This is a genomic window from Halohasta litorea, assembly GCF_024494645.1.
Classification (GTDB): Archaea; Halobacteriota; Halobacteria; order Halobacteriales; family Haloferacaceae; genus Halohasta; species Halohasta litorea.
Genome location: NZ_JANHDJ010000002.1, coordinates 672,025 through 695,774, shown reverse-complemented (window position 1 = coordinate 695,774; position 23,750 = coordinate 672,025). Strand labels below are relative to the sequence as shown.

At 48.5% G+C, this 23,750-nt stretch carries 18 protein-coding genes and 1 pseudogene; 5 read left to right on the top strand and 14 right to left on the bottom strand.

Annotated elements, in window-relative coordinates; all coding sequences use genetic code 11:
* The first annotated feature begins 215 nt into the window (after window positions 1-215).
* The 3 genes from NO877_RS08265 (at window position 216) to NO877_RS08255 (ending at window position 5,267) form a co-directional block, all read left to right on the top strand.
* A complete protein-coding gene (locus NO877_RS08265; RefSeq protein WP_256395846.1) occupies window positions 216-2,168 on the top strand; it encodes a DEAD/DEAH box helicase in 1,953 nt (650 codons plus the stop codon).
* A gap of 276 nt (window positions 2,169-2,444) precedes the next feature.
* Complete coding sequence (locus NO877_RS08260) at window positions 2,445-3,182, top strand: HNH endonuclease (RefSeq protein WP_256395845.1); 738 nt, start codon at window positions 2,445-2,447, stop codon at window positions 3,180-3,182.
* Between the two features lie 570 nt (window positions 3,183-3,752).
* Window positions 3,753-5,267, top strand: a complete 1,515-nt coding sequence (locus NO877_RS08255) for an ATP-binding protein (RefSeq protein WP_256395844.1) — start codon at window positions 3,753-3,755, stop codon at window positions 5,265-5,267.
* A 518-nt stretch (window positions 5,268-5,785) separates the two neighbouring features.
* Here the strand turns inward: NO877_RS08255 and NO877_RS08250 are convergent.
* From NO877_RS08250 to NO877_RS08225, 6 genes are all read right to left on the bottom strand, one after another.
* Complete coding sequence (locus tag NO877_RS08250) at window positions 5,786-6,571, bottom strand: hypothetical protein (protein WP_256395843.1); 786 nt, start codon at window positions 6,569-6,571, stop codon at window positions 5,786-5,788.
* Between the two features lie 179 nt (window positions 6,572-6,750).
* On the bottom strand, window positions 6,751-7,767 hold the full coding sequence (locus tag NO877_RS08245; RefSeq protein ID WP_256395842.1) for an HNH endonuclease: 1,017 nt from the start codon (window positions 7,765-7,767) through the stop codon (window positions 6,751-6,753).
* A 218-nt stretch (window positions 7,768-7,985) separates the two neighbouring features.
* Complete coding sequence (locus tag NO877_RS08240) at window positions 7,986-8,933, bottom strand: hypothetical protein (RefSeq protein ID WP_256395841.1); 948 nt, start codon at window positions 8,931-8,933, stop codon at window positions 7,986-7,988.
* A 441-nt stretch (window positions 8,934-9,374) separates the two neighbouring features.
* Complete coding sequence (locus tag NO877_RS08235; RefSeq protein WP_256395840.1) at window positions 9,375-10,247, bottom strand: DUF8168 family protein; 873 nt, start codon at window positions 10,245-10,247, stop codon at window positions 9,375-9,377.
* Complete coding sequence (locus tag NO877_RS08230) at window positions 10,244-11,227, bottom strand: hypothetical protein (RefSeq protein ID WP_256395839.1); 984 nt, start codon at window positions 11,225-11,227, stop codon at window positions 10,244-10,246. Before NO877_RS08230 ends, NO877_RS08235 begins: the two co-directional genes overlap by 4 nt.
* Window positions 11,227-12,015 carry a DUF8112 family protein gene (locus NO877_RS08225; protein ID WP_256395838.1) on the bottom strand — a complete coding sequence of 263 codons (789 nt, stop codon included), beginning with the start codon at window positions 12,013-12,015 and terminating at the stop codon, window positions 11,227-11,229. The genes NO877_RS08230 and NO877_RS08225 overlap by 1 nt, the downstream gene beginning before the upstream one ends.
* A 205-nt stretch (window positions 12,016-12,220) precedes the next feature.
* Between NO877_RS08225 and NO877_RS08220 the strand changes: the two genes are divergently transcribed.
* Complete coding sequence (locus NO877_RS08220) at window positions 12,221-12,454, top strand: transcriptional regulator (RefSeq protein WP_256395837.1); 234 nt, start codon at window positions 12,221-12,223, stop codon at window positions 12,452-12,454.
* A gap of 150 nt (window positions 12,455-12,604) precedes the next feature.
* Here NO877_RS08220 and NO877_RS08215 read toward each other — a convergent pair whose 3' ends face one another.
* From NO877_RS08215 to NO877_RS08205, 4 genes and pseudogenes are all read right to left on the bottom strand, one after another.
* Window positions 12,605-12,832 carry a hypothetical protein gene (locus tag NO877_RS08215; RefSeq protein ID WP_256395836.1) on the bottom strand — a complete coding sequence of 76 codons (228 nt, stop codon included), beginning with the start codon at window positions 12,830-12,832 and terminating at the stop codon, window positions 12,605-12,607.
* A gap of 22 nt (window positions 12,833-12,854) precedes the next feature.
* Window positions 12,855-13,328, bottom strand: a pseudogene (locus NO877_RS19910) (N-acetyltransferase); the annotation flags it as partial.
* A complete protein-coding gene (locus tag NO877_RS08210; RefSeq protein ID WP_256395835.1) occupies window positions 13,329-14,018 on the bottom strand; it encodes a hypothetical protein in 690 nt (229 codons plus the stop codon).
* Window positions 14,019-14,022: 4 nt separating this feature from the next.
* Entirely contained in the window at window positions 14,023-14,685 is a 663-nt protein-coding gene (locus NO877_RS08205; RefSeq protein WP_256395834.1) for a DUF8102 family protein, read from the bottom strand.
* Window positions 14,686-15,051: 366 nt separating this feature from the next.
* Between NO877_RS08205 and NO877_RS08200 the strand changes: the two genes are divergently transcribed.
* Entirely contained in the window at window positions 15,052-15,786 is a 735-nt protein-coding gene (locus tag NO877_RS08200; protein ID WP_256395833.1) for a winged helix-turn-helix domain-containing protein, read from the top strand.
* A gap of 586 nt (window positions 15,787-16,372) precedes the next feature.
* On the opposite strand, the gene brxL is transcribed toward NO877_RS08200, so the two are convergent.
* The 4 genes from brxL to NO877_RS08180 form a co-directional block, all read right to left on the bottom strand.
* On the bottom strand, window positions 16,373-18,400 hold the full coding sequence (gene brxL / locus NO877_RS08195; RefSeq protein WP_256395832.1) for a protease Lon-related BREX system protein BrxL: 2,028 nt from the start codon (window positions 18,398-18,400) through the stop codon (window positions 16,373-16,375).
* Between the two features lie 123 nt (window positions 18,401-18,523).
* Window positions 18,524-20,950 (bottom strand): PglZ domain-containing protein, encoded by a 2,427-nt coding sequence (locus tag NO877_RS08190; protein ID WP_256395831.1) that lies wholly within the window; start codon window positions 20,948-20,950, stop codon window positions 18,524-18,526.
* 81 nt (window positions 20,951-21,031) lie between these two features.
* Entirely contained in the window at window positions 21,032-23,524 is a 2,493-nt protein-coding gene (locus tag NO877_RS08185) for an AAA family ATPase (protein WP_256395860.1), read from the bottom strand.
* Window positions 23,514-23,705: a hypothetical protein gene (locus NO877_RS08180; RefSeq protein ID WP_256395830.1), complete on the bottom strand. Its 192-nt coding sequence runs from the start codon at window positions 23,703-23,705 to the stop codon at window positions 23,514-23,516. The genes NO877_RS08185 and NO877_RS08180 overlap by 11 nt, the downstream gene beginning before the upstream one ends.
* Between the last annotated feature and the right edge of the window lie 45 nt (window positions 23,706-23,750).

Sequence of the window (23,750 nt, the reverse complement as noted above, 5' to 3'; positions counted from 1 at the left end):
GAGACGACGCATAAGACGGGTCGAGGAGGTATCTTTGTGCACACTAGCTACCTCCTCATTCCTCTCGAAAAGGAAATTCGATAAGCTACCGCTGTACCGCGGTTCTGTGACTAACTAAAGACGGATGTGATCCTAATAATTTCGATATCGTTGAGGGTATCTATGAGAGTTTCACCGAAAAGTCAGGGGTGACAATTGGAGGTGAAGAAGTCGAAATGGATACGATTCCTGAAGAAGGACTCGCTCATGAAGCGATAGCCCGATTTCTCATGGAACACCAACTTGAGTATGATTATCAAGTGCATTTGGATTGGGCTCATTCCCCGTCCGGAGGTTTTGTGTTAGATTTCAGGCTCGTCGATGAGTCGACTAATGAAACGATCTATATAGAATACTGTACATCAGAAGAGACACGGAACGACCGTCCTCGATACCGAAATCTCAACAGCGAACGTCCTGAGACAATCCGCCGTATTTTCGAACCGAACGAAAACCTCGATACAGACCCAAGCGACAAAACTGGGATAATATTGGAGGGCAGCGAAATCCTTGAAGCAACAAGTGATACGATCAACTGGGACGACCCAAGAACACAAGAGACGTTCAAAACTGCTGTCCAAAGACGACTGCAGACAAAATTCGAAGCAGCAGGCCTCGGAGTCGACACCCGGCTCACTGGTGAGGACTTGATGGACTATGTGTACGAGACCAAAGTACTCAAGCAGGATATCGTCGATAACGTCGCCGAATTCATCTCACAGGCCCGAGTTCGAGAGTGGGGTCCCGATGAGGCCAGAAAAGAAGTAACAAAGCATATTGAGGAGACGGACGAGATAGATGAGGGGGTTCCTGAGTTTTGTGAACTCTGTCTGGCGGCTTACAGAGAGTTCCAGGAGCTCTTCGATAATCGAACGAAAACAGATTTCCATGGGTCAATCGTCCTCACACGAGACCTCCTGGAAGCCGGTGAGGTCAGCGGGGAATTCTGCTACCAATACATCTTTATTGATGAAATGCAGGATCTCAATCCGGTCCAGTTTGGAGTCGTCAAAGCCCTTGCCGAGCAACGTGATGATACTCGCATCTTTGGAGTGGGTGACGATTGGCAGTCCATCTTCGGATTCCAAGGAGCCCGCCCAGATCTGTTTATTAATTTCGGAGATGTGCTTGGAGCCGGTGAACATGAGGGATACCCAGATCCGGTATCAGTCTTTACTGACGGCAATCCACTACTGTCTGAGTATGATGCGTATATGGACACCCGCTTAGAAGATAACTTCAGGTGTCCTGACACGGTTGTCGCGGCGAGTAATGCTGTCATTCGAAATAACGAGGTTCGAACAGATAAGAACCCAACTGGGCTCGACGGCGGTGACCGAATAAACGTCCATCATCTGGGATGCGATATCTATCCGTACAAGCGAAACGTCTCTACCCAACGAAAAATTGAGGCACTTATTCATGACTCCGAATACCCACCGGAGGATATCCAAATTCTGCTGCGTCAACAGGATGGTGATCCGGAATTCTACTACAGCCTCAAGAAGGCAGTTCCTGATGCTATCGATATCCGTACCGCTCACGATGCTAAAGGCTCAGAGGCCGAACACGTAATTATTCCCAAAGTTTCTAAAGTTGGTGGGTATCCGAGTATGAAACCTGACCCCTGGTTGGCCCCAGTCAAGCAGCCACCAGCGATTTATAAGGAAAAAGACGTTCCGTATCAACTCGAAGAGGAACGGCGGCTGTTCTATGTAGCTCTGACACGAGCAGAAACACGCCTCGATGTAATCACCATCCAGGGTGCCGAGTCAGTTTTCATAGAGGAAATGCCTGATCAGTTGTGTACTCACCATTACCCACTGTCTGGTAGTGAACTCGAAACACTCGAAAACGATAATGAATGCCGGAAAACGGTTTTCGGCAGTATCGATGCCAAATTCACCGAAAACTTTGCGACGCTTGACTGGGATAGTGGCGGGCTAATCGATCTGAACCTTTATGATGCGACTAATGAACAGCACCAACGTATCGAGGAATTATATACCAACGGTTCGGAGGCTGTGTTTAAGAACTGTGGAATTGAGTATCGGAAACCGTCCGATGATGACGCCGATTACAAGGGGTTGCAGTTGCAGATCGATGCGGATGTAACAATTGAATCTTGAGTGGAGAGATAATGCTCTACCACTGACTGAAAATGTCACTTACCGTGGAAATTCTAAAATTAGGATTTATTAGCTGAACGTATGCTTGCGTCTCCAACAAATATACAGTCATTGTGAAAAATCTGTGTCTGGGACAACTGAGCTAAAAATCTCACCTACTGTTCAGAAGTGTGATTACACTTAATCAAATATAAAATAGTTGAAGTAGCGGTTATATTATGCTCTACCAATTATATTATATCATTTAAATTTACAACTATATTTGATAGTATAATAATGGATGAAAAAGACCATTCAGAAACAGGGAGATCGGACTCTTCACCATACGAATCGGTACCGTCTCCGGATGAAGTAGGCGGTAGTTATGAATCAATTTCGACTCCGAATGAAGTAGATGATGACAGAGAAGAATACTTGATTGAGGGATTATCGATTAAACCTACATCGTCCGATAATGCAGCAGCTTATGAATACGAAGATCTTAAACGAAGTTCTGACACGAAGACGCAGTGGGTCCACATATTCTATTGGCCAATATACACATTGTTCATTTTTCCAATCCAGTATATAATTCGAGCATTTATGTGGGGATTTTGGAAGAATTGGGACATCCCGACAAAGATAATGATACTTTCCGGCGAAGCGAAAGAGAATTTTCAAAAGCTCAGTTTTTTGGGTAATCCCGACCGGCGTGCCGTGTATCTTCGGGCCTCGAGAGTTTACACGCCTGCACAGTTGTTTCCTTTCGTACCAGGATCAAAACCAATACCAGAGGACTCAACCTCTGAGCGTTTGCAGGCGCCAAACAATTGGAACAAAATTAGGAAGCAAGTTTATAAACGAGATGGACACACCTGTGTGAACTGCGGTGAAGGCGGTGGTCCGAATGGTACTGCTGAGCTACACGCAGACCACGTTCTTCCGAGGTCACGGAATGGACCGAACACACTGTCTAATCTCCGGACGCTCTGCCGAGAGTGTCATGAAGCAAGACACGCCCGAAAATTCAACTAGGACATATCATCAAAAGATATTGTGGGATGTGTTCCGTCTGACATAGGCACAGATCCTGTCTGCAGCGAACTCTAAAAAACCACTCGTTTTAGTCGTCTATGGAATCCTAAGCGTTCTGGTATGCCAACCAGAACCAAAGGCTTCTGATAGAGTGGCCGAGAGATGCACTCTTCTATAGTAGTAAATTTCTCACATATATCTGATCACGGTAGCGGCTGAATTTCGACATTTTCTTTACAGTTGATATTTAACTTGAAATCACACAAAATGATTCTTGAAACATTAGTTCGAATCTGGTTAGCACCACAACGAGAGTCTGTTGGTCGAACTAATTCTCATTGAGATCAACACAAAACATGATGTGGAACGATGAAATATAGACAATCAATGATCCAAACATGAACAGTTCACAAACCGACCGACATATTCCAAAAAACACCGATACAGCTCATACTCTATCATGCTACTCAAAATACAGCATCAGAACCAACAAACCACTCACGCACCAATCTACGGAGCGACCAGACAACACGGTCAAATTTGCAATATGCAGAAAACTACTCTCCTAAGATGAGCGACAGAAACCAAGGAATGGAATTTGATTGGCAGTACAAGACTGGAGTCTCTATGGACGATGTCGGTGGAATGGATGATCTCAAAGAACAACTGAACAAAGAAGTCATTCGACCACTCACAACCGACCGTGAGAAAGCAGAAAAGTTGGGTATCACAGCACCAAATATTTTATTTCATGGCCCTCCTGGCACAGGCAAGACATATATTGCAAAGGCGTTGTCGACTGAGCTCGGTCTTCCTTTCGTAAAATTGAGCGGGTCAGATGTTAAATCGAAGTGGATTAATCAGAGTGCACAGCAAATAAACCAACTGTTTAGCGAAGCTGAAATGCAGGCAAAAAAAGAAGGTGGTGCTCTTATATTCTTAGATGAACTGGATTCTGTGCTGTCTAACCGGAGTAGCAGCGGACAACATGAAGAAGATAACAAGGTCGTCAATGAGTTTCTGAATCATCTTGAGGAAACGAAAGAACACGGGGTAGTGTTCGTCGGTGCCACAAATCGACTGGAGCAATTAGACAAAGCCGCTACTAGAAGTGGCCGGATTGATCGGAAGATCGAAGTCGGACTCCCAGATGCAAGTGCTCGTGCGAATATTCTTGAAGCACAACTTAAACAACGAGCTTACAAGATTGCAACTGAGAATATTGAAACAATCGCACAAAATGCGGAGGATTATTCTGCAGCTGATATTGAAGGGTTAGTACAAGATGCTGCCCGCAATGCAGCCTTTGAACGTGATGCCGATATAATTACCGTTGAAGACATTGAAGCCGTTGATACCGCTCTAACAGCAGGGACTGACACAGAACTATCCGCAGATAAAATAGTTCCAGAAACGTCTAAAACACCGGATAAACCATCTACGAAGAGAACGCACCAACCACAGGTGTTCGAAAGTACATATCGGGTTGTCGGGTTCGGAGATGGGGCAAAACGGATGGCGTTATACGATATCCCTCGTGATGACACGGTCTGGGTGAACACAATCGGGTACGACGAAGCAATCCACAGTAAACTCGAAGAAGTACAAACAGGGAATGTTGTCGAAGCAACAGTTACAGACGAAGGCGAAAACAACGAGTACTGGAACCTACTTGAGTTTGAAATCCTTCAAGACACGCTTCAGTACTACATTCCAACTGATGGGTACTCTCCAGGACCAATCGACGAGTTCTGGGAAAAACGTGCAGACGATTCTATGCACGTAACTGTAAGTCGAGAAGACGATGACACAGGAGAGATACTGTACGAAATACAAGTCCAACAAAAAGAGTTCCAAGGAGAAGACGGGAAAATGGTTCACGTGTATAAGGACATACAACGCGGCGATCTACTTACCGAACCTTTGTTTGAAGGTAATGGATGTGAGTTCCTCAAAAACGGTGCAGAAGCAATCCTTGTCGTGAACCCGCAAACGAAACCGTACGTCGTGTTTTACCTGTTCCCAGAAAAGAACGCGAAATTCAACGACATCTGGGGTGCATTATACGACTACGTCGAGAATTAAATCTGTACTATAATAACCAAATGACTTGATTACCATTGCTTGAATGCTGCCTTCACAGATCCACTGTCTCGGATAGTGCTGGGTATGACCAGCTTGGATTGGCGTAATCCGACGATGGGATGTGCGCAACCCGGTATGAAGTAAAAGCACTCCCAGAAGAGGGGTCTCGGGTGAAACACTATCTCTCAACCAACGGAATTACAGTTTATCGGGATGTGTATCTGGAACCGGATACAATGGAAGAGCCGAAGTATGTTGGCAATTGACAACTCATCGACGTCTAACCCGATAGACAGGCTGTCAATTTGAGTTCTGAACTCGTTGATCTCACAGACTTCTAATCGACCTGCACACAGAAGGGCTTGATCACAATGGGATTGTACTCTACGTGGATAGATCACAGCAGTAGCATCCTACACACAGTAAACGGCAGGATTCCCTTTTTTAAAGAAAGATATGGCTGTAGGGTGTTGTTGAGTTGATTGAAGTAGTCTGCTGTAGACGTTAACAACGGCCATTTACCCCGGATCATTAATTTTAGATTTCATTTCAGAGGCAATTCGTTCCAGTTCTTCTAATTCAACAGGGTGATCAAAGAGGAACTCGCTGAGGTCCCGAGCTCTTTTTTCGTCTGACCAACTGTAGCCGTCCTCATTGGGATTCCGACTCGAATTATGGAGATCGAGGAGATAGATAGTCGCATAGTACTCCATATCATCTTGAATCTCTTGGAGAAGGTCTATTGAGTCTGCAATGCGTTGTGCATAGTTTCCTATCTGACCGTCATGTAGAATCTTAATCTCTAACTTGTCAGATTGGAGGCCATGGGTATCTGCAATGCGAATCGGAGAGATCGGTCTTAAGAATTCTGGAGTATCGTCATACCCTTCGTATCGTATTGATGTCGTGGCAGTAACGTATCCAAAGTCGAGTCCAGTCGGACGAATTGATTCAGCATCACCGTTATCGATTTTCAAGCGGACAATTGTTATCCATTGTCCGAAAACCATTGCCCACAACTTCTCTCTGAACTTCGGATCATCACGTTTCTTTTCAACTTCTGTGAAGAGGTTACTACCCTCAACTTGGGCAACACCCCGACCTTCCTCCATTCGAAAAAACTTCGGTCGGGCACGTATTGCTTCTATAGTCAACTCAATTTCCTCACCTTGGTAATTAGAAACAGAAAATTGCTTGCCATTGAATTGGGCATTCAATTCTCTTTCTATGTCATCTGCAGACTCTCGGTTACGGAGAACATCGATTCCACCTCTAAGCAAAGAACCAATCAAAGTAATTACCAACTCGTTCGTCCGTTACAATCTCCCAGAGAGACATAAGTTATTCCACCCAGTTCTTAGAAGGAATAGCACAAGCAGCCACATATAAATCAGATTTAGAACTCTATAATCGATAAACAATCGTCGATGAGAGAATAGTCGTAATCCACGATAGATTCTCAGATCCCCTCCCTTACTGCTTGTCAAAGAGCTTTTTTAACACTCTCCAGCGCCGCAATCGCCTGTTGAAGGTTTGCCTGCACGGAGTCCTCGACATCACTCGCATCACCATTAGATCTATTCACATTCTCATTTTTGTCGTTACACTCATCCTCGATCTTGGTAGTGATTTCATCAGCGTTCTCCGTATTCGACGGCCACACTTCATCCGGCTCTGCATCCTCACTAGGCTCGGCGACTGAGTTGTCAGTCCCAGAGTCACCTGTGTCGACGGGATCCTCAGTTGAGGCCGGTGGGCGACCGTGTTGTGTGAACGCATCAAGAGGGAACGCGTAGGCTTGGGCGCGTCGTTGCTTGTACCACGTCGTCCGCGGCGTCATGTCGAACGTGTCGGCGACGTCGTCGCGTGATTGGCCGCGAGCTAACGCTCGTCGCACGCGTTCATCCTCAACGCGTTGAATCAACGTGGTTCGATCCTCCGGGATTCGACCGCGTTTCGACTGAGAAATCTCCTCACACAACCCCCACTCGTCAGTTTGAGCATCCTGATCAATCACTTGCTTGTTTTGCGAGTCAACCACTGTGTCGAGCCCCATGAGCACGCACAACCGATCTCGAACCGCGCTCGTCGAATGCTCCGTTGAAAGCTGCTTCGCCACCGCGCTCGTCGACAACGGTCCACCCGCTGCCAGGACCTGCAGGATTTCGAAATCATGCGGTAACAACTCGTCTTCAGCATCCACACTCAACGCGACCGGGACCTCGTCACTCTTCGGTCGATTATGGAACCAACTGTGGCACTGCCAGCACAACGTGATAAGGTTCTCCGGATCATGATACTCGCAGTCATCCGGGTCACTCGATTTATGATGCACGTGCAGCACCGCGAGTCCACCCGCTTGCGGCCCAGCCTCACTACACAATTGACACCGGAACCCGTCACGGTCTTTCACTCGCTCACGCGTTTCAGCCGGGATTTGCCCGTCATCACCACGCCCGTTACCTTCAGACTCCGACTCTGGCTCTGACTCCGTACTCATACCCCATCACCGCCACTCAACACCACGCAGTCCTGCGGATCGAAGCCTGCAACAGGTTCCGCATCAATTCCGTCCTTGTTCAGCACCGTCAGCATCGGTAACTCATTCATTTTCGATTGAATCCATTGTTGCTCATCAAACGATCCGTTACAGCGTGGTTGATATCTTCAATGATCAGCATCCACTTACACGAGTCACCAAGGCAAGGATTCACACCGTCACAACTCCGCCTCCTCAGACCGACGCGACCGAGTGCGATGCGCCGAGCTCCCTTCATCCGACCACGTCACGCGATCATCACCAGCCGGCCGCACCCGGAACTCACCGAACCCGAATTTCGAATGCGTCCCAACACGCCGCACCCCGTTCACAGCCGTCGACACCGGGTCATCCCCCGCGAACATCACACGCTGACCATGATCCACAGTGTCAACATCGAACACGTCATCACCCACTACGAGGCGTTCCCGGCGTCGACGCAACTCGTGCGGGCAGTCCCACCACCACGGCACCGATTGATCACCCGCCCCTGGGTGCTGACTCCGTAACACATACGGCGACAACAACTCAATATGAAATCGGTCCTCGTCCCAATTCCTTACCCGAGAGTAATCCAGCGACTCCAACTCGATTGTTTGAGAGTCTGTGAGTCGTACCTCACCAAGTCCGTGGTTGCGTGCACCACCAACTCGTAGTCCATCAAGCACGGATTCAGAGAGCGGCACTACGCCATCACCTTCGCCGTGAATGTAACAGTGCACGTGCCACGTCACCGAGCGCTTTGAGTACTGATTCTCCGCGGGTTTCCCAAACCGGCACGTCGGCGAAAACGTGAGGCGATCACCGTGGCTCTGGAGATCCAGCGTGTTATGCGCATCCCGCGGCCGTGAATCCAGTAACCACCGCTGCGCCGCATCCCGGAACCTGAACAGGTCATCGTACGTTTCGACCGGCTCCAAGCCCGTCGTGTAAAACGACGACCCTGTCCCGACAATCCGCCCGTACTCACCCGGGAGAAACACGCCGTTACTCACACACAGAGATCGACCCGCATCATCGTCGAGTCGACGCGCAAGCGCCGTGAACAACGCATGCCCCGACACGTAGTACGGGTGACCGAAGTAATCAGTCTCCAACTCAAACAACACCTCCTGAATCAGCGTCATTAGCAAGTAGCATCCCCGTCGCTTCGACTGCAATCGTTAATATGTGAAGCAGCGAAACCACGAGACACCGATCCACTCACCGCCGTGGTGAGTCTCCACACACTCCAGAGTCGAACCCACGCAAGACACCTGTCGCACAAGCAAGTCAACCAGTCCACGAAGGCCCGCATCCCACTTAGAGCAAACTCGTCGACAACCCACTCAGGACACACCACGCTTCCGGTAGCAGTCCCGTCGTCAACATCTGAATTACTGTCGTCAGAATCGTCTACGACGTCGACGTCAGAATTACTGTCGTCAAAGCCGTCGACGTCGACGTCAGAGTTGTCGTCGTCAGAACCAGCGTCGACGACGGAGTTACTGTCGGCAGAATCGTCGTCACAGTTGTCGACGACAATCCCGGATCGATCACTCCACTGGAAGACACCCTGGCCTGCTCGTTCACGCATCCAAGTCACCCCACTCACTCACCGCACCGAACCCACGAGTCACATCCTCAATGAATTGAAGCGCCGTCGACCACGACCGGATTCGACGCAGTTGCGCATCCAACACGCGAGCCGCCCGCGACGAATCAACCTCAACCGGGTGTTCAGGCAACCGACCCCACACATCACTAAACGACCGCGCCGGGAACCCTCCAAGCCGCGTTGCGGGACGATCACCAGGATCACCAGTCACGTGTAACGCGAGCGCAGGCGTCCAACACACCGTTCGATGCGGGCACACACAGTCACTGCCCACAGCTGCTTCTACACCACGACCATTGTTCGCTGCAGGCGACCCAGGAGTCGCCACAAGCGATAAGTCATCAAAGTCATAGCCTGCCCGGTAATTATCGAGCAACGCCGCCACAAGCAACGTGTGGAATTTGAGAGACGTGTACGGGTAGAACACTGACTCGTTGAACACAGCAGCCACCGAGCTCGTCACCCACTGCGCGTGCAACCGTTCAGCATTCGACGACACAACCAACTGTTCAAACGCAGCCACCGCATCACCAACACCCAACCCATCCGCCTCATCTGGCGTCGACCCAGTCACCAACGACAACCGGTGAGGTGAAGCGTGATTCGCCACCGTTTGTTCAGGGTCACCCGCCGGGCGACTCAACAAAGCTGCATCCGCATCCGCGCCCAACGGAACTTGTTCATTCACCGGAACACCAGCGAACTCCTCGACACCCGACCCGTGATTCCGACCAAACAACTTGTGCACATCATGACGGTACGCCACGCACAACGAATCCGTGTCCGTGTCCGAAACACCATCACCCCGCTCGTCACTCGCCGTCGCCGTCGACTCACGAGTCATTCAGACTCACCACCCGACTCACTCATCCCATCAAGCGCCAGCGGCAACCCATCATCCACGTCACTCACACGCGACCGCAGCGCCCGCACGAACACCTCGCGGCACTCCTCGACCCACACGTCATCCTTCGACTCCATTTTCGACGTTGGTTTTTGCGCGCGATTATACACACGCCGCACCTCCCGCTTCGAATACAACGGATTGAGTACCTCGGCGTCGACGATCCCAGCACCGAAATTCCGCGCCCCACCAAGTTGCATTTCAAACGAGTCGCTATTGTTGTTGAGGTACTCGACCGCCTCAATCAGCAACCCAACGTACTCCGGCCGAAGCTCCCGCAGCGTAAGCCGCCACGTCCCCACCAGGTTCCCAACAACATCCCGAGTGGCATGCCGCAGCGGTTGCCCCTCATCGTCAGCGTTTCGTGAACGCACCTGCGTGTGCAGTTGCCGGAAATGCGCTTCAGCCTCACCCTTCGTCACATCCACTTGCCGACGAATCGGTGAGAACCCAATCGGTCGACGAATCACTCGGCCAGCTCTGTTACCGAACCCACCAAACAAATCATAAACAAGACACCCATGCTCACCATGGATTTCAGAGTCGACACACGACCCTTTCTCGTGGTAGCCTGCTTCGAGGTCGCGTTCGTACACGTCGTTAAGCATGTAGTCACCGTCTGCTTCGCCCGGGTGGCACGCCGTTGAGCCTGCAGTGTGGAGGACACGCTCACAACCGTGACGCAACCACCCAGACAACGTGAACGGTGAGATTTGGCCACCAATCTGATTCATCGGATCATCCGCCTCGTATCGGTCCGCCGACGCATGGTGACGATCCGTTACGATGCCGTCGCCAGGCGCGAGCAGATCGATTTCCAAGCCAACGAAAAGATCCGGGAGTGTTCCGTCTGCGAATTCACCCGGGAGATCGAACTCACAATCGAGGTGGTCCGTGTCGAACAATGTGGTCTCGACCATCAGCACTCACCACCCTCGCCGTTCGTCTCATCGGTTTCGACAGTGCTATCGTTGGTTGGAGGGCCGTCAGCGTCAGCGGGAACCGCACTGTCACTGCCAGCAGGACCAGTACCGGCAGCTGGAGGGCTATCAGCGTCAGCAGGGACCGTATCGTCACGAGAGCCTGGAGAGCATTCGGTGTCAGCAGGAGGAGCTGCACCATCACTGTCATCGTCAGCATTGACCATCTCGTCACCAGCTCCTGGAGGAGTCACATCTGTGGTGTCGTCTGCAATCACTGTCCCGTCGTGATCAGTTGGGGGACTACCGTCACCAGGGACACCATCAGGTTCGACGTCAGTCGCGCGATCCAACAACGCATCACCATACACCCACGACACCTCGCCCGACGAATCAGTCGACGACTCAGGCGCAATCCGACCACTCGTCGACGACATCAACGAAACAGCACGCACCGACGGCTCCAGTAAAATCGGCCAAGATGCATCGGAGGCTACATCCACACAACGGCCAATGTGACCGTCGACTATCAGTTCGCGTACGCCGAGTGTGAAATACGTCGGCAGATCGTGGTCGTTCTCACCGCAAATCACGTGACCAACCTCAAAGGTGGGTTGGCCCGCCGGACGATACACAAACACCGTCACCGCCGAACCGTCCGACAGCGAGGAGCCGCACACCTGACACACCACGGCCCCCTCCCCGAGCGCAATCCATTTTATTTGACATATATCTTCAATCAATTGTCCATCGGTACTGTCTTCAACTTTCGATGTTGATTCTTCCATGGTTCCTTTGACGTGGGGAACCCAGCCCTGGTGTCCTTAGCACCCGGGCAATTTCGATATGATTTTTGCCCCAAAGGGACTGGATTTCCACACCATAACATACACTATGTAATGGTATAAATCTTACCATCACATGAAAATGAGATGGTTGAATCGATGAACCAATCCATTACCTACATACGCTGCGTTATTCTATGATTTCAGTATGCCCGGTAAGGATCGCGACGAGGACTCCGGAAAATATACCACGAGTTACCATGATGAGGAGTTCTTAGATGCTATTGAAGAGCTAGACGGTATGGCTGGAACTTCTGAAATAGCCAATAAAGTAGGGTGCACCCACCGTACAGCCTATGCTCGACTAAAATCTATCGAGGAGAAGGGAGATATCCAAAGTCGTAAAGTTGGAAATTCTCTTATTTGGTCTATTTCTGGGTAATCTTGTGTAATCGATCACGATCCAACTTCACAAGAAGTCGGCCATAGAACCAACCAAGTTTAATTCATAGGCATATTCTCTGGAATACTCGATTAAAACAGGGCTATTTCATATCGCTCTGACCGTGGTAAACTTTCTTCTACCGAGATTCTAATCCAGTTGGAGCATAACCCGGCTAAGTGGATATAGTAAACAAATCTGTGGCTCTTGATTATAGATATTTGATCCATACTGTTGTACGACATTGACACATTTTATCGTTGGTTGGCCAAGCACCGCAATCTGGACATGAGGGTCGGCTATGATCGGAATAAAAACTTTCGATTGTCCGTTTTTCGGTAAATCCAGCATCGCTAAGAAGCGGTCGACTGCTTCCATTAGAGTCGCGCTCCCATCCACAGGTAAAGACCATTTCTGCGTTTGTTGAGTCGATCCAATGAAGCCGATCCTGTAAGATTCTCCGACCAATTCCTTGTCCTTGCCATGCTGGGTCAACGACAGTGAATAATAGATAGGCATTCACATCACAGACTATTGCATGAGGAAAACCACCGACTGGGGGTAAAGTATCAGCAGCATCATTTCGATCATAGAGTAATACGACACCTCCTCCGATTCTAACAGTCTGGTTGGTTTTCGAGGGTGAGTGCTCAGCAATCACACCATAAGCATCTAGTGGGGTTTTATTTTCTGAGCTATCGGGTATATTCCCCCCTACAATTGGCAAGTAATTGAGTGGAATTTCTTCCGGCCAATCATTGGCAGGTGCAAAGTAATGATGCTCTTGTTGAGCTAGAAAGTAGACGTCTTCCTCACTCTCAGCAGGCCGAACACGCAACTGATCTTGAGTGCTATTCGAGTCCGGTCTAGTCATCTATCTACAATTCCTATTTCTATATTTTTCCTCAATACGTGATCGTCGACTGAGACTTCCTTCGTCACTACCACCTGCTCGTACTGGTTGTGGGAGTCCTTGAGTGTGGAGTTGTTTCCAGAAAATACATTCAGTGATTGCACTTGGTTTGACGCCTCCTTCAATAACCACTTCTGGGGTGTGGAACTGCTCTGAGAGATTTCCTATTTGTGAGATTTTTTCTATTTCAGTGAATGATTTAGCGTAGCGAGCCAAAGCATCTTCAAAAGATTTGGAGATCATCGCCTCATCAGGTCTCACCATCTGTTGGAAATCTATTGCATCAGAAATATACCGGAATTCACCCATATACAGATTGGTATCTGTACTTGCTGCATCAACAAGAACGATCCCGCTATGTGAAATAAGGCTATTGTTACACTCGGTGTCTGGGTGTATACCCATGAGAGCAATGTCTATTGAAGGGTAACAAAACACACAATCTTGTCTGACAACTGGAAATTCTATCCCATGATCTGTAGCAATATGTGACAACTTTGTTTCTAAATAATCTCGATGTGTCGAATCTGCGGGTAAAATTCCGTGTTCAAGGATAGAGGGCAAGTTGGTGGCAGAAGCGACGTGGTAGAGTATTGTAGAGGTATCTATAGATATTTCTTCATTTCGACCTACAAAATTTTTTGATTTCATTTAGCTACCATTTATTGTTTTCCGTGCTGTCTTCAATTTCTTCATCGGTTATCGTTACGTCAGTAAAAGCAATCTGTGGTTTTCGGACACACGGACCCATCTCATTAGCACTTACTATATCCTCTTCTGAGAAGTCGATAGATAAACATTCTGCAGCCTCAATTAATTTTTCTTGGCTCACATCTGTTTCATATAAAAAGTACTCCAATAAGGTGAGTGTTCCCTCAGAGATTCCTTCCTCATCAGCTTGTACAATGAACTGTTCAATGGTTGGAAGCGGCCCACGACGGAGGCTCAGTTTCACATCAATTTGTTCACCGTAGCTTATTGCCGCGTTCTGAATCGCATCCTGGAGTCGCATCTCAAGCATATCACCGTTAGTCAACATACCATAGACAAACATCGCAAGTGCATCCTGTGTGGCTGCTCGAACTTCAGTGACTTTCCGGGGAGAGTCTGGATCAAATACAGATTCAATATCGCATTCTCGGAGTGTCGGGTACACTACCGCGAAATCACGGAGTGTTTGTCCGAGTCGATTACTGATTTGCTCACGTAGCTCATCACGGGCCTTTTGTGAGGTTTCTCCATCAAACAAGCACTCAGACTCATTATCACTAATGAGTCCAGCTGGATGATGTAATTCCTTATCACTGTCACTGGTCATAGATTGTTTCGAACTAACATACGACGTATTTCACGTGTACGAGTTGATGAGATGGACGTGGCTGTTCGAAGCTGTTTTTTCTCTTGATAGATCAGTGTTCGACCAGCAAAGAAGGCCGACACCTCATCAAGAGTGTATTCCGGTTTCTCATTTGTAGGACCATGTTCGTCAACTTGTAGTCCCGTGTCAGATGTTACGCTATATTTTGCCATCTTTGTTCTTAATTGGATCTTATTTCTCTGTATGCTCTCTCCAAATTCCACTCGACTCATCGGTTGTCGGCTCTTGATGCCCTCCTCATCAATTCTATCGCACCAATTGCATAAGTAATATGGAGGAGTGAACCACTATACCACTACTATACCAATGACTGAAGATATGGGGCCTTTCCCACATCAAAACTTAGCCAGTGATGGAACACTGGAACAAAAGCAACAAGAACAAATTCTTGAGACCTTAGATGATTATCCTGATGGGATCGGCTTTAATGAGCTACTGCGAGAAGTGAATGATATTATTTCTAGAAACACATTAAAAAGTCGGTTAGAAAAATACGAAGAAGAAAGTATTGTTGAAACACCAGACGATTGGCGTCGAGGTCAAAAGAAAAAATATAGACTAACTGAGAAGGGAAGAGTGCCAAACAACTTAGAGAAACAGTTTGAGGACGGATGCAAGTATATCTGGGAAATTTGGGGAAGAATACTAGATATGTACGGAGAAGACACATTCTCACGTGGGAAAGTTATTCAATACGTACTTAATGAACGGGTTCGATATGGACTAGTAACTTCCGTATCAGCAGACGCAACTAATCAAGACTATTCTCCAGATATAGAGATTGATTCTCAACAACTACCAAATCCCAATAAAGATGATTCGATAGCCGAATTCTACAATACAATTGCAGCAGAATTGTATAAATTCTACACAGAGACAATTTTCGGGAAAATATATATCGAAACAGAATCAAAATCATCCCTTCTTAAAAAAGAGATAATGTTAAAAACATATGATAGTACTGTTGATCTTAGAATACAAATGAATGAGATGTGGAACGAATCTGAAGTCCCAACGCTTGAATCTGATTCAAAATCGTGATTTAATATACACATTGGTTCACTCTCATCGTCAGAGACAATAAGCTGGTTTCAGATGACAATGTATACCAAGCACCCCTATCAATCGGTACTTGAATTGCACTTAGCGCATTGAATTCTGTTTTTATTGATTTGAGATTATTCTATGTGAGGGCTTGGTTACACGGTGGACACTTTACTTCATCTGTTATTCCAATACCGCTCCCGTACCCGACAGTCATACTCCGTGTGATTTCTTCCTCAAAAAATTCAAACACTATTTCTCCCTGCTCGTACTCGACCTGAGTCACAGTTAAGCGGAGCACACGTACGTTGACAGCATGTCTCTGTCGGATCTCCAGTGTTTCTCGGGAAACTCTTGATCCCGACGCTGGCGTAGGTCAGTGAGTTCTGCGTCGACCTCTTCGTATTGAGATTTGAGCTCTTTTCGTCTTTTGAGTGCTTTGACCCGGTCGTCCTGCTCACCGGTGTTGATGGTCTCCCTCAGATCATCTATTTTTGACGAGAGTCATACTCCGACTGGAACTGTCTTCTAGAATGCCTTGGTTAGACCCAACCAGCTATCAATGGTGTAGATATTTACCTTGTTACTCCAGTTCAATCGCCTTACTAGCTGCATCCAGCGGATCAGTATAGAATACAAGTTGAAGCTGATCGAGAAGCTCGTCTGGTATATTTGCGAAGTCTCCTTTATTCTTTGCAGGCAGTAACACTGTCTTTGCTCCTGAGTCAGCCGCTAACTGGAGCTTGTCGACGAGGGAATTCACTGCAACCAGTTCACCCATTAGGCTCATTGCCCCAAGGACAACTGCTTGGGAGCGGACAGGTCGGTCAAGGATACCTGAGACGATCCCAACGAGGAGACCAACACTTGTTTCTCCACCTTCATTCGCATCGGATGGGTTGAGAATTTGTACGTTGATATCGTACTCGGCTAAGGTCTCGTCACGACTGAGCTCCCGCATATTTGCCTGTAGATAATCGCACGCGGTTCCGAAGGACTCTTTCATCAGTTTCCCAGGTGTGCCTGAAATGCTCGTTTTACCGGACCCAGGGAGTGTCTGTGTCTCGATTCGGAATGGAGCATGTCGACCGTCACTATCTCCAATAGTATATACAGTCCCTGCCTGCTGTGTTCCAGGTGGAATAAGGGATTCATCAGCTTCCTCTCGGACAGTGACGTAGATCTCTTCTTTCGTGTTTAGATCGAGGTACGAGAATTCAACTGCTCGGTACTCCATTCCACCAATTCGTTTTAATTGCTCTTTGATACGACGACGTCCCTCCATAGCGAATTCAAGATATTCGCGGAGCTCTTCTTTTGTGTACTCTCCATGTGGGTGAAGCAGTTTAAGTAAGCCAGATACCGTTTTTCGAACAGCCTTCTCGTCTCGTTGGTTTAGGTGATCTCCAAACGCAAACTCCTCGTTGATGGCATCTCCGTATGATTCTTTCCGCAGCTCACGGACGAACTCGGCGAAGTAATCGACGATGAATCCGAACTGATCGCCAAAGAATTCGGAACGCATCTTCGGGACTTCCCAACCAGGGAGGTAGTAATGGAATCGGTCGATGAGGGCGAGGTCTTGCATCTCATCAGGGAATGGTTCAAACAGATGGGAACTCTTGAGAACGCTCTTCACATCCAGATCTATGTTCCCAATATAGACCATCGAGGCTTGTGCGGTAAGTTCCTCGGTACCGCGGGAGAAGCTCCCCGACTCCATGTAGTCCTTGAGCATCTGAACGGCTTCAGAGTCTGTGAATTTGAGACCACCGACTTCGTCAAAGGCTACTACGTCCCACCGGCCAACGAGCCCAATTCGTCCAGTGTTAAGATTCAAGAAAAGCTTCGCGACAGTGGTTTTCCCACCAGAAATGAGTATCGAGTGGGGACTAATTTCTCTGTAAAGATAGCTCTTACCAGTTCCTCGAGGTCCTAGCTCTACGTAGTTGTAATTGAACTCGACGAGCGGGAGACAGCGAGTCAAAAAGAGCAGTTTCTCGCGGTCACTGAATGAAGTGGGGTCATACCCGACACTCTGGAGAATGAGGTTCATCCACTCATCACGGGTGAACTCCCGTCGACGATCTTTCAATTGATCAAGATCGAGATTCGACACTTGGATGGGTTTGAACGAATCAATACCGAAGATACTCTTCGGACTGTTCGCGTTATCTGGTAGGTACTCTAAGTCAATGATGGCCCACACACCACCGCCTAAGAGTTTAGGATGTTTGCTGACAAGGTGTTCATTAATCTCGATACCATTCAATCCAAGATTAACGAACGAACCAATGTAGGCATCCTGCTGCTCGTCGAGTCTGACTGTTATTTTATCAATAACCCGATATCGACCACGCTCACGTACTTCACTCTTGACGAACTCAGCTTCGTCGGGACGGACGTAGTGCTTCGATAGAATCTGTTTAACTTTTTCAAGTCCCTCCTCCAAAGATTCCTCATCGTCAGTTGCGCAGTATTGTCCGATGAGATATTCGAGAACGTAGGTTGGGACGTTCACTCCGGACTTAATATCCTGGACGAGGTCCTTCCGGACGACACGTCCGGGAAAGACGTCGAGGGCTTTCTTATCGACGTCCTCTGTTGTCATTGTTTAGCGAAAGTGTAGCCGGAGGCATATTCGTGTCGATCATCCCAAGTACGAAAGCAAGAGATTGTATCGATCTCCAATTCAATAGCTCTGTTATTGATGAGTGGTGGATCTCTTTCGTGCTTAGACGTCGAATCCCATATCGTCATCTCCAAACAGAAGATCGAGCTCAACCGTTTTCCGAGTGATTGTTTCCCTGGTGTCGGTATCAATGACTTCGAACTGAACGGAACTTTCTCCAGAGATTGCTCCCTGTTTTAGCCGTATACGTCCACTATTAGTTCCGGGCGAGATTTCCATCGAAACAGGATCCGCAACAGGTTCGTTGTCGATGTTAGCACGGACTTCGAGTATCGGTGATGGGTCGAACGCTACTTGCCCGCTTTTGGCTTCGATCTCGACAGAGATGATTGAGTTCGTGATCGGGTCCGGGATCGAAACATCATAGCTGATCGACGCACTTTCTTCGATTTCTCCTGTAGTTACGGTCAAACACGGGACGAGAAGCTCTTGGAGCGAAATTCCTCCATGGAAGTACCGCATATTACCTCCCTGTGCTTTGAAACAGGCGATACTCCTGGGAAATAGTAGCTTGAGATCTGGAGCGTTGATTCCGAGGTCGGACAACGAATTGTGATCCACCTCAATGAATTCGTCCGTATCGACAAGTGGAGCATCACTGTCAGCAGCTGCGAATCGTCGTTTGACGACCGGCGCGAGATCGGGAGACTCCACTTTAAGATCATCGGACAACCGGTCCGTGTATAGGAATCCGTGGTCGCTCGTGATGACAAACCGCGTGTACCCAGCCTGTTTCAGCCGTTGGACCGTTCGTTCGACGTCGTCGACGTGGGAGGCGACTTGGCTAAAGGCGGCGTCATCGTCGAGGCTCTCTCCAAGCTTATCTATTGTACCCGAGTAGACTACACGAGGAACCGGGTCCGCTCCCGTCAGATCCTCCAATGAAACAGTGCTCATCTCATCCATATCTGTGACTTCGAAGCCAGCGGCACTGAGTCGGTCGACACGATCTGATTTACCGGACATTTCCTCACCGCCACTAGTCACGACAAGGTCATCATCTTCGAGTGAGAGGCCGAGTTCACCCGGAAGGTGTGCAGCCATCCCCACCTCGGTGATGGAAGGTAACGCAGCGCTGACTGCGCTCAGGTTCTGTTCGAAATTAGTCCGTCGTTCGAGGTTTTGCTTGATCGCTTCGGCAAGTTCGTAGCGAAGCCCGTCACAGATGATGATCGCGGTGCCAGCCTCAAGATCCGCAAATTCTTCATAGAACGAGGTCTGCGGTGTGCCGAGAGTCGGGTCGTTGCTTAGGATGTCTGCAAGCGGACGATTCACTCCTTGGAGGAAGGACATGTAGTGTTTGGTAACCCGCTGTTTCACCTTCGTCTCATTCGGATACGGATACGTTGCCTTCTGAGTCGCATTAATATACTGTCGATAGGCTGCGTCGACTTGCCACCAGCCGTCGCTCCTCGTGTATTTCTGAGCGAGTTCTTCCGACGAGAGTGTCTTGGCTTCGTCAGTGTCGACTGTTCCAACCAGCTGGAGCGTATCAACCGCCAAGGCAGGGACCGACCAATCGACGAGGTCCTCATTGCTCCAGAAGGTGTCCCGCCGTTCGGTGACCGTCTGTTGTAGGTCTGCCGCGATCTCCGGGAGGTCAACGTACGTCTCTTCGGCGAGTCGATCCATAACGAGCCGAATGAGGCCCATGTCGATGCCTTTGAACGCCGTGGCGTCCCAGTGAATTCGGTCGGAGTCGATGACAGCCTCTGCAAGGTCGTAGTCCTCCTCGATTATCTGTGCGTAGCGTGTGAATTCAGCAGGGGCGTACTGCTGCCAGCCATCACAGAATGCCGCAGCAGCGCGTGTGTCGTCTGCCGCAAGTTCATCGTACCGGGACGTCGGTGCTCGGCTTGCCACTTCGCCGAAAAGGAGCTGTGTCGCTAGCTCTTTCGGATCGAGTCCTGCGGTGACTCCGTATTCCTCTCGGAGTTGTGCGTCCCAGGCGTCGGCCATTGCGTTGTCCTCGATCTGCTCACGGTAGTCTTCAGGCTCGGCGAGATAGGTTCGAACCCAATCGTCGGTCGCTGGACCAGCGGTATCGAAGAGAACGCAAAAGAAGGCTAGACGCTGTACTTCTCGGTTCTGTCCCCAGTCTTCGTACGCATCTGGGATCTCTTCGTCATGCTCGACGAGGAATTGCGTCACCGGTGTGTCGTCGATGTCCTGACCGACACGGTACTGTCGACCGAGTGCGTGGATGTCGCGGAACCACTCGGCGTCGTTCCGTGATTCGGGGATGTAGAACAGCCAGTTCCGCTCGTAGTTCGGATCCTCGTTTCGGAGGCGGAGCTTTAGCTCAAAGTAGCTACCGTCGTAGCGTGCGAGCGTAACGTTGTCAAGGTCGGATTCGACCTCGTTAAGAACACCTCTATACTTTTCTTGTGCGTCGTACCACACCCAGACAGGATGTCGGTCAAATTTTTGTCTGAGTTCAGTAATAATGCTATCCGCAAGATCTCCCATTAGTTTGTATTGTTAATGGGGGTTGATTTCAATTTCGGGTTTTCCGACATAGGTGTACTGAATCAACGATATTTCACCAAGCTAGTTCCATTGGATATCGTAGTGCTCTCGGCAATTGCAACGAAGCTCATGGTAATCTCCCCCGAATTCCTCGTAGCGAATACACGATCCACATTTATCGCAGTACAAGAGTTCGTAAGCTGCCTTGTGTGCTTCAAACACTTCCTCAAATTCGTCTGGACTTAGCGTCAGCCATCGACCAGGGGTCCAGTGAACACGACGGTTCACCTTATTGAGTTGTTGTCCCAGATCGTTAAGAATCGATCCATACGCGTTATCCAACTCATTCGCCTCTGCGAACATCTCGCCAGATTGGTCAAGACTGTTTTTCGCCCTTCCAGTCAAAGTACCCAACCGGCGACAAACTGAGTCTTTAAAATCGCTAAGCGTGTGTCTAAGACGAGGATCATATTCTACTTTCCCTCCTAACGATACTGCACACTGCTGGAGCATCCGTTCTGTAGCATACCGAAGTTCGTGAGCTGCTCGTTCCATCTGATCAGATTCCATCGCAGCTTCGACAGTTTCCCACTGTTCATAGACATCAATGTAGCCCCGGCTCTCATTCAAACCACCATCAAAGGACCATTCCTTCAGTCGTATCTGTGGTCCACCCTTTAACGCTCCCTGACTTGACAATTGCTCGGCCCATAATTCATCATGGGTTGTAATGATCACTTGGTAGTCTTCGGCGAACTCTTCAGCGATCATTCGAGCAATTTCGAGACGGTGGTTCTGATCCACGGACATCACCACATCATCTAAGAGCAGGAGTGATTTTTCGTCTTGCTGAAGATAGTCGGCAAGGGCAAGATGGAGACAGAGCCCTAAGGAGTCTAAGTGGCCCTCACTGAACACTGAATGTGGTGGATACTCTCCTGCATCGTAGAACTCCTTTTGTAGATCAGCACCTGTCTCTGTAACTACAATCGAAGTCGAAGTATCTGATTCATCTGGATGAATTGAATTATAATACGTTTCAACTCGATCTGTAATGTCATTGTAAATCTCTCCAATTACTTTTCGTCGGGCGTTTATAAACGCCGACTCGGCAGTCTCTGTATCAGAGGCAAGGGAAGCCAGCCGGTCAACTTTCGTGTCCAAATTTTTGTATTCCATCCACCGATCAGCAATTGACTTGAGACGCTCGTATCGCTGTTCGGTGTCACTGAGGTCCCCAAGATTTTCGGCTCTTGATTGCAGAGATTTTGTTTCTCTAATTCCTCCACTAATCCCGACATTTATTTTTAAATCATTCAACTCGAAAACAGGAAGATTTCGCAGGGTAATATCGATATCTTCGAGTAAATCACCAGACAGCAGCTCTGATGATTTTTTTATTTCTCCAAATAATATTGATAGATTCTCGACTTCTGGGTATTCGTCTTCCTCCAACTCCTTTGTTAAGTACTCTAAGTAGTTTAATCCCTGTTGGAAATCCGTTCTGAGGTTATCTTGTAGCTGATTAATGTCGTCCACGATCTCCCTGAATTCGTGAAGTTTCTCACGTCGTTGACGCACATCTTCTAGTAAGGACCGATCTCCCAGCCAGTCTTGCTCACAGAGCGGACATATGTCTGTCTCATAGGTGATGACCTCTTCTCCCTGTTCCAGCAATTCGAGCCTTGACACGGCAACTTCCGAAGCCTCTTTCTGCTGATAATCCTTGAGTAAGGCTTCCAGTTGTTCAATTTGTTCGGGAAGATCAGCTCGTAACTCTTCCAACCAGTCCGCGAACTGTTCTAACTCCTTCCGCGGTTGCTCTCGTTGAAGAGCTTGCGTTGACACCGCTTCCGCAGGTGAACCAATCTCTTCTCGAACCGTTTCAGGATCAATATTATCCACAGAATCCCCACCGAACGAATCTCTAAGATGATTGATTGACTCAAGAGTATCTGTTCGAAGTCCAGTAGAATCAGATGCATTCGATCCTGTGAGATCTTTTAATCGCTCGCACGATGTGTTTCGGGATGCTTTCGCCTTTTCCTGTTGATCTTTGAGCGCTTTTCGAGTTCGTTGGAGAGCGAGGCGTCGTTCATCGATGTCTGGTAGATCTAGTAGTTCACTAAGAACCTCCCTCCGGGACCCTGGTTGGGCAATTATCAAGTCCAGTAGATCATCTCGTGTAAGGATGTGCTGACCTTGAAGCGCAGTATCAATTGTTCTTTGTAGCGAGAATGGTAGATCCTCTTTCGGCGGTTCCAGATCATTCGAATTAACTAATCGAGTTACGGAAGCTTGATTTTCATCTTCGGCATGTTTGAAGACACCAGATACTGCACAATCGCCAGTTGCGTCGATGTTGGGGATAACATTCTGCTTCTTGACGTTCTTCATCCCCTCCCGATCTAATTGGCTTATTCTATTTGTGAGAAGGTAGTTGATAGCTTCCAATATCGAACTTTTTCCAGAACCATTGGGTCCGACGATAATCGCATTATTGCCCTCGGGCTCGAACGTATAGCTTCCCTTTATTCCTCGAAAATTCTTGATATCAAGTTTCTCAAGCTTCATCGTCTTCACTAACTATCGCTATAAGCTCCTCCGAGAATTCTTGTGGTGGATCATCTGCTAAGGTTTCGGTGAGTATTGTTTCGGCTGTTTCCTCGTTAATGTCGCTCTCTTCAATTCTCGACGTGAATGAATCAAATATCTCCTCTCGAATCTCATCAGAGGTTGCACCAGGTTCCACCATTTGAATATATAACCGAAACTCAAGAAATCAACATAAACCTTCCGT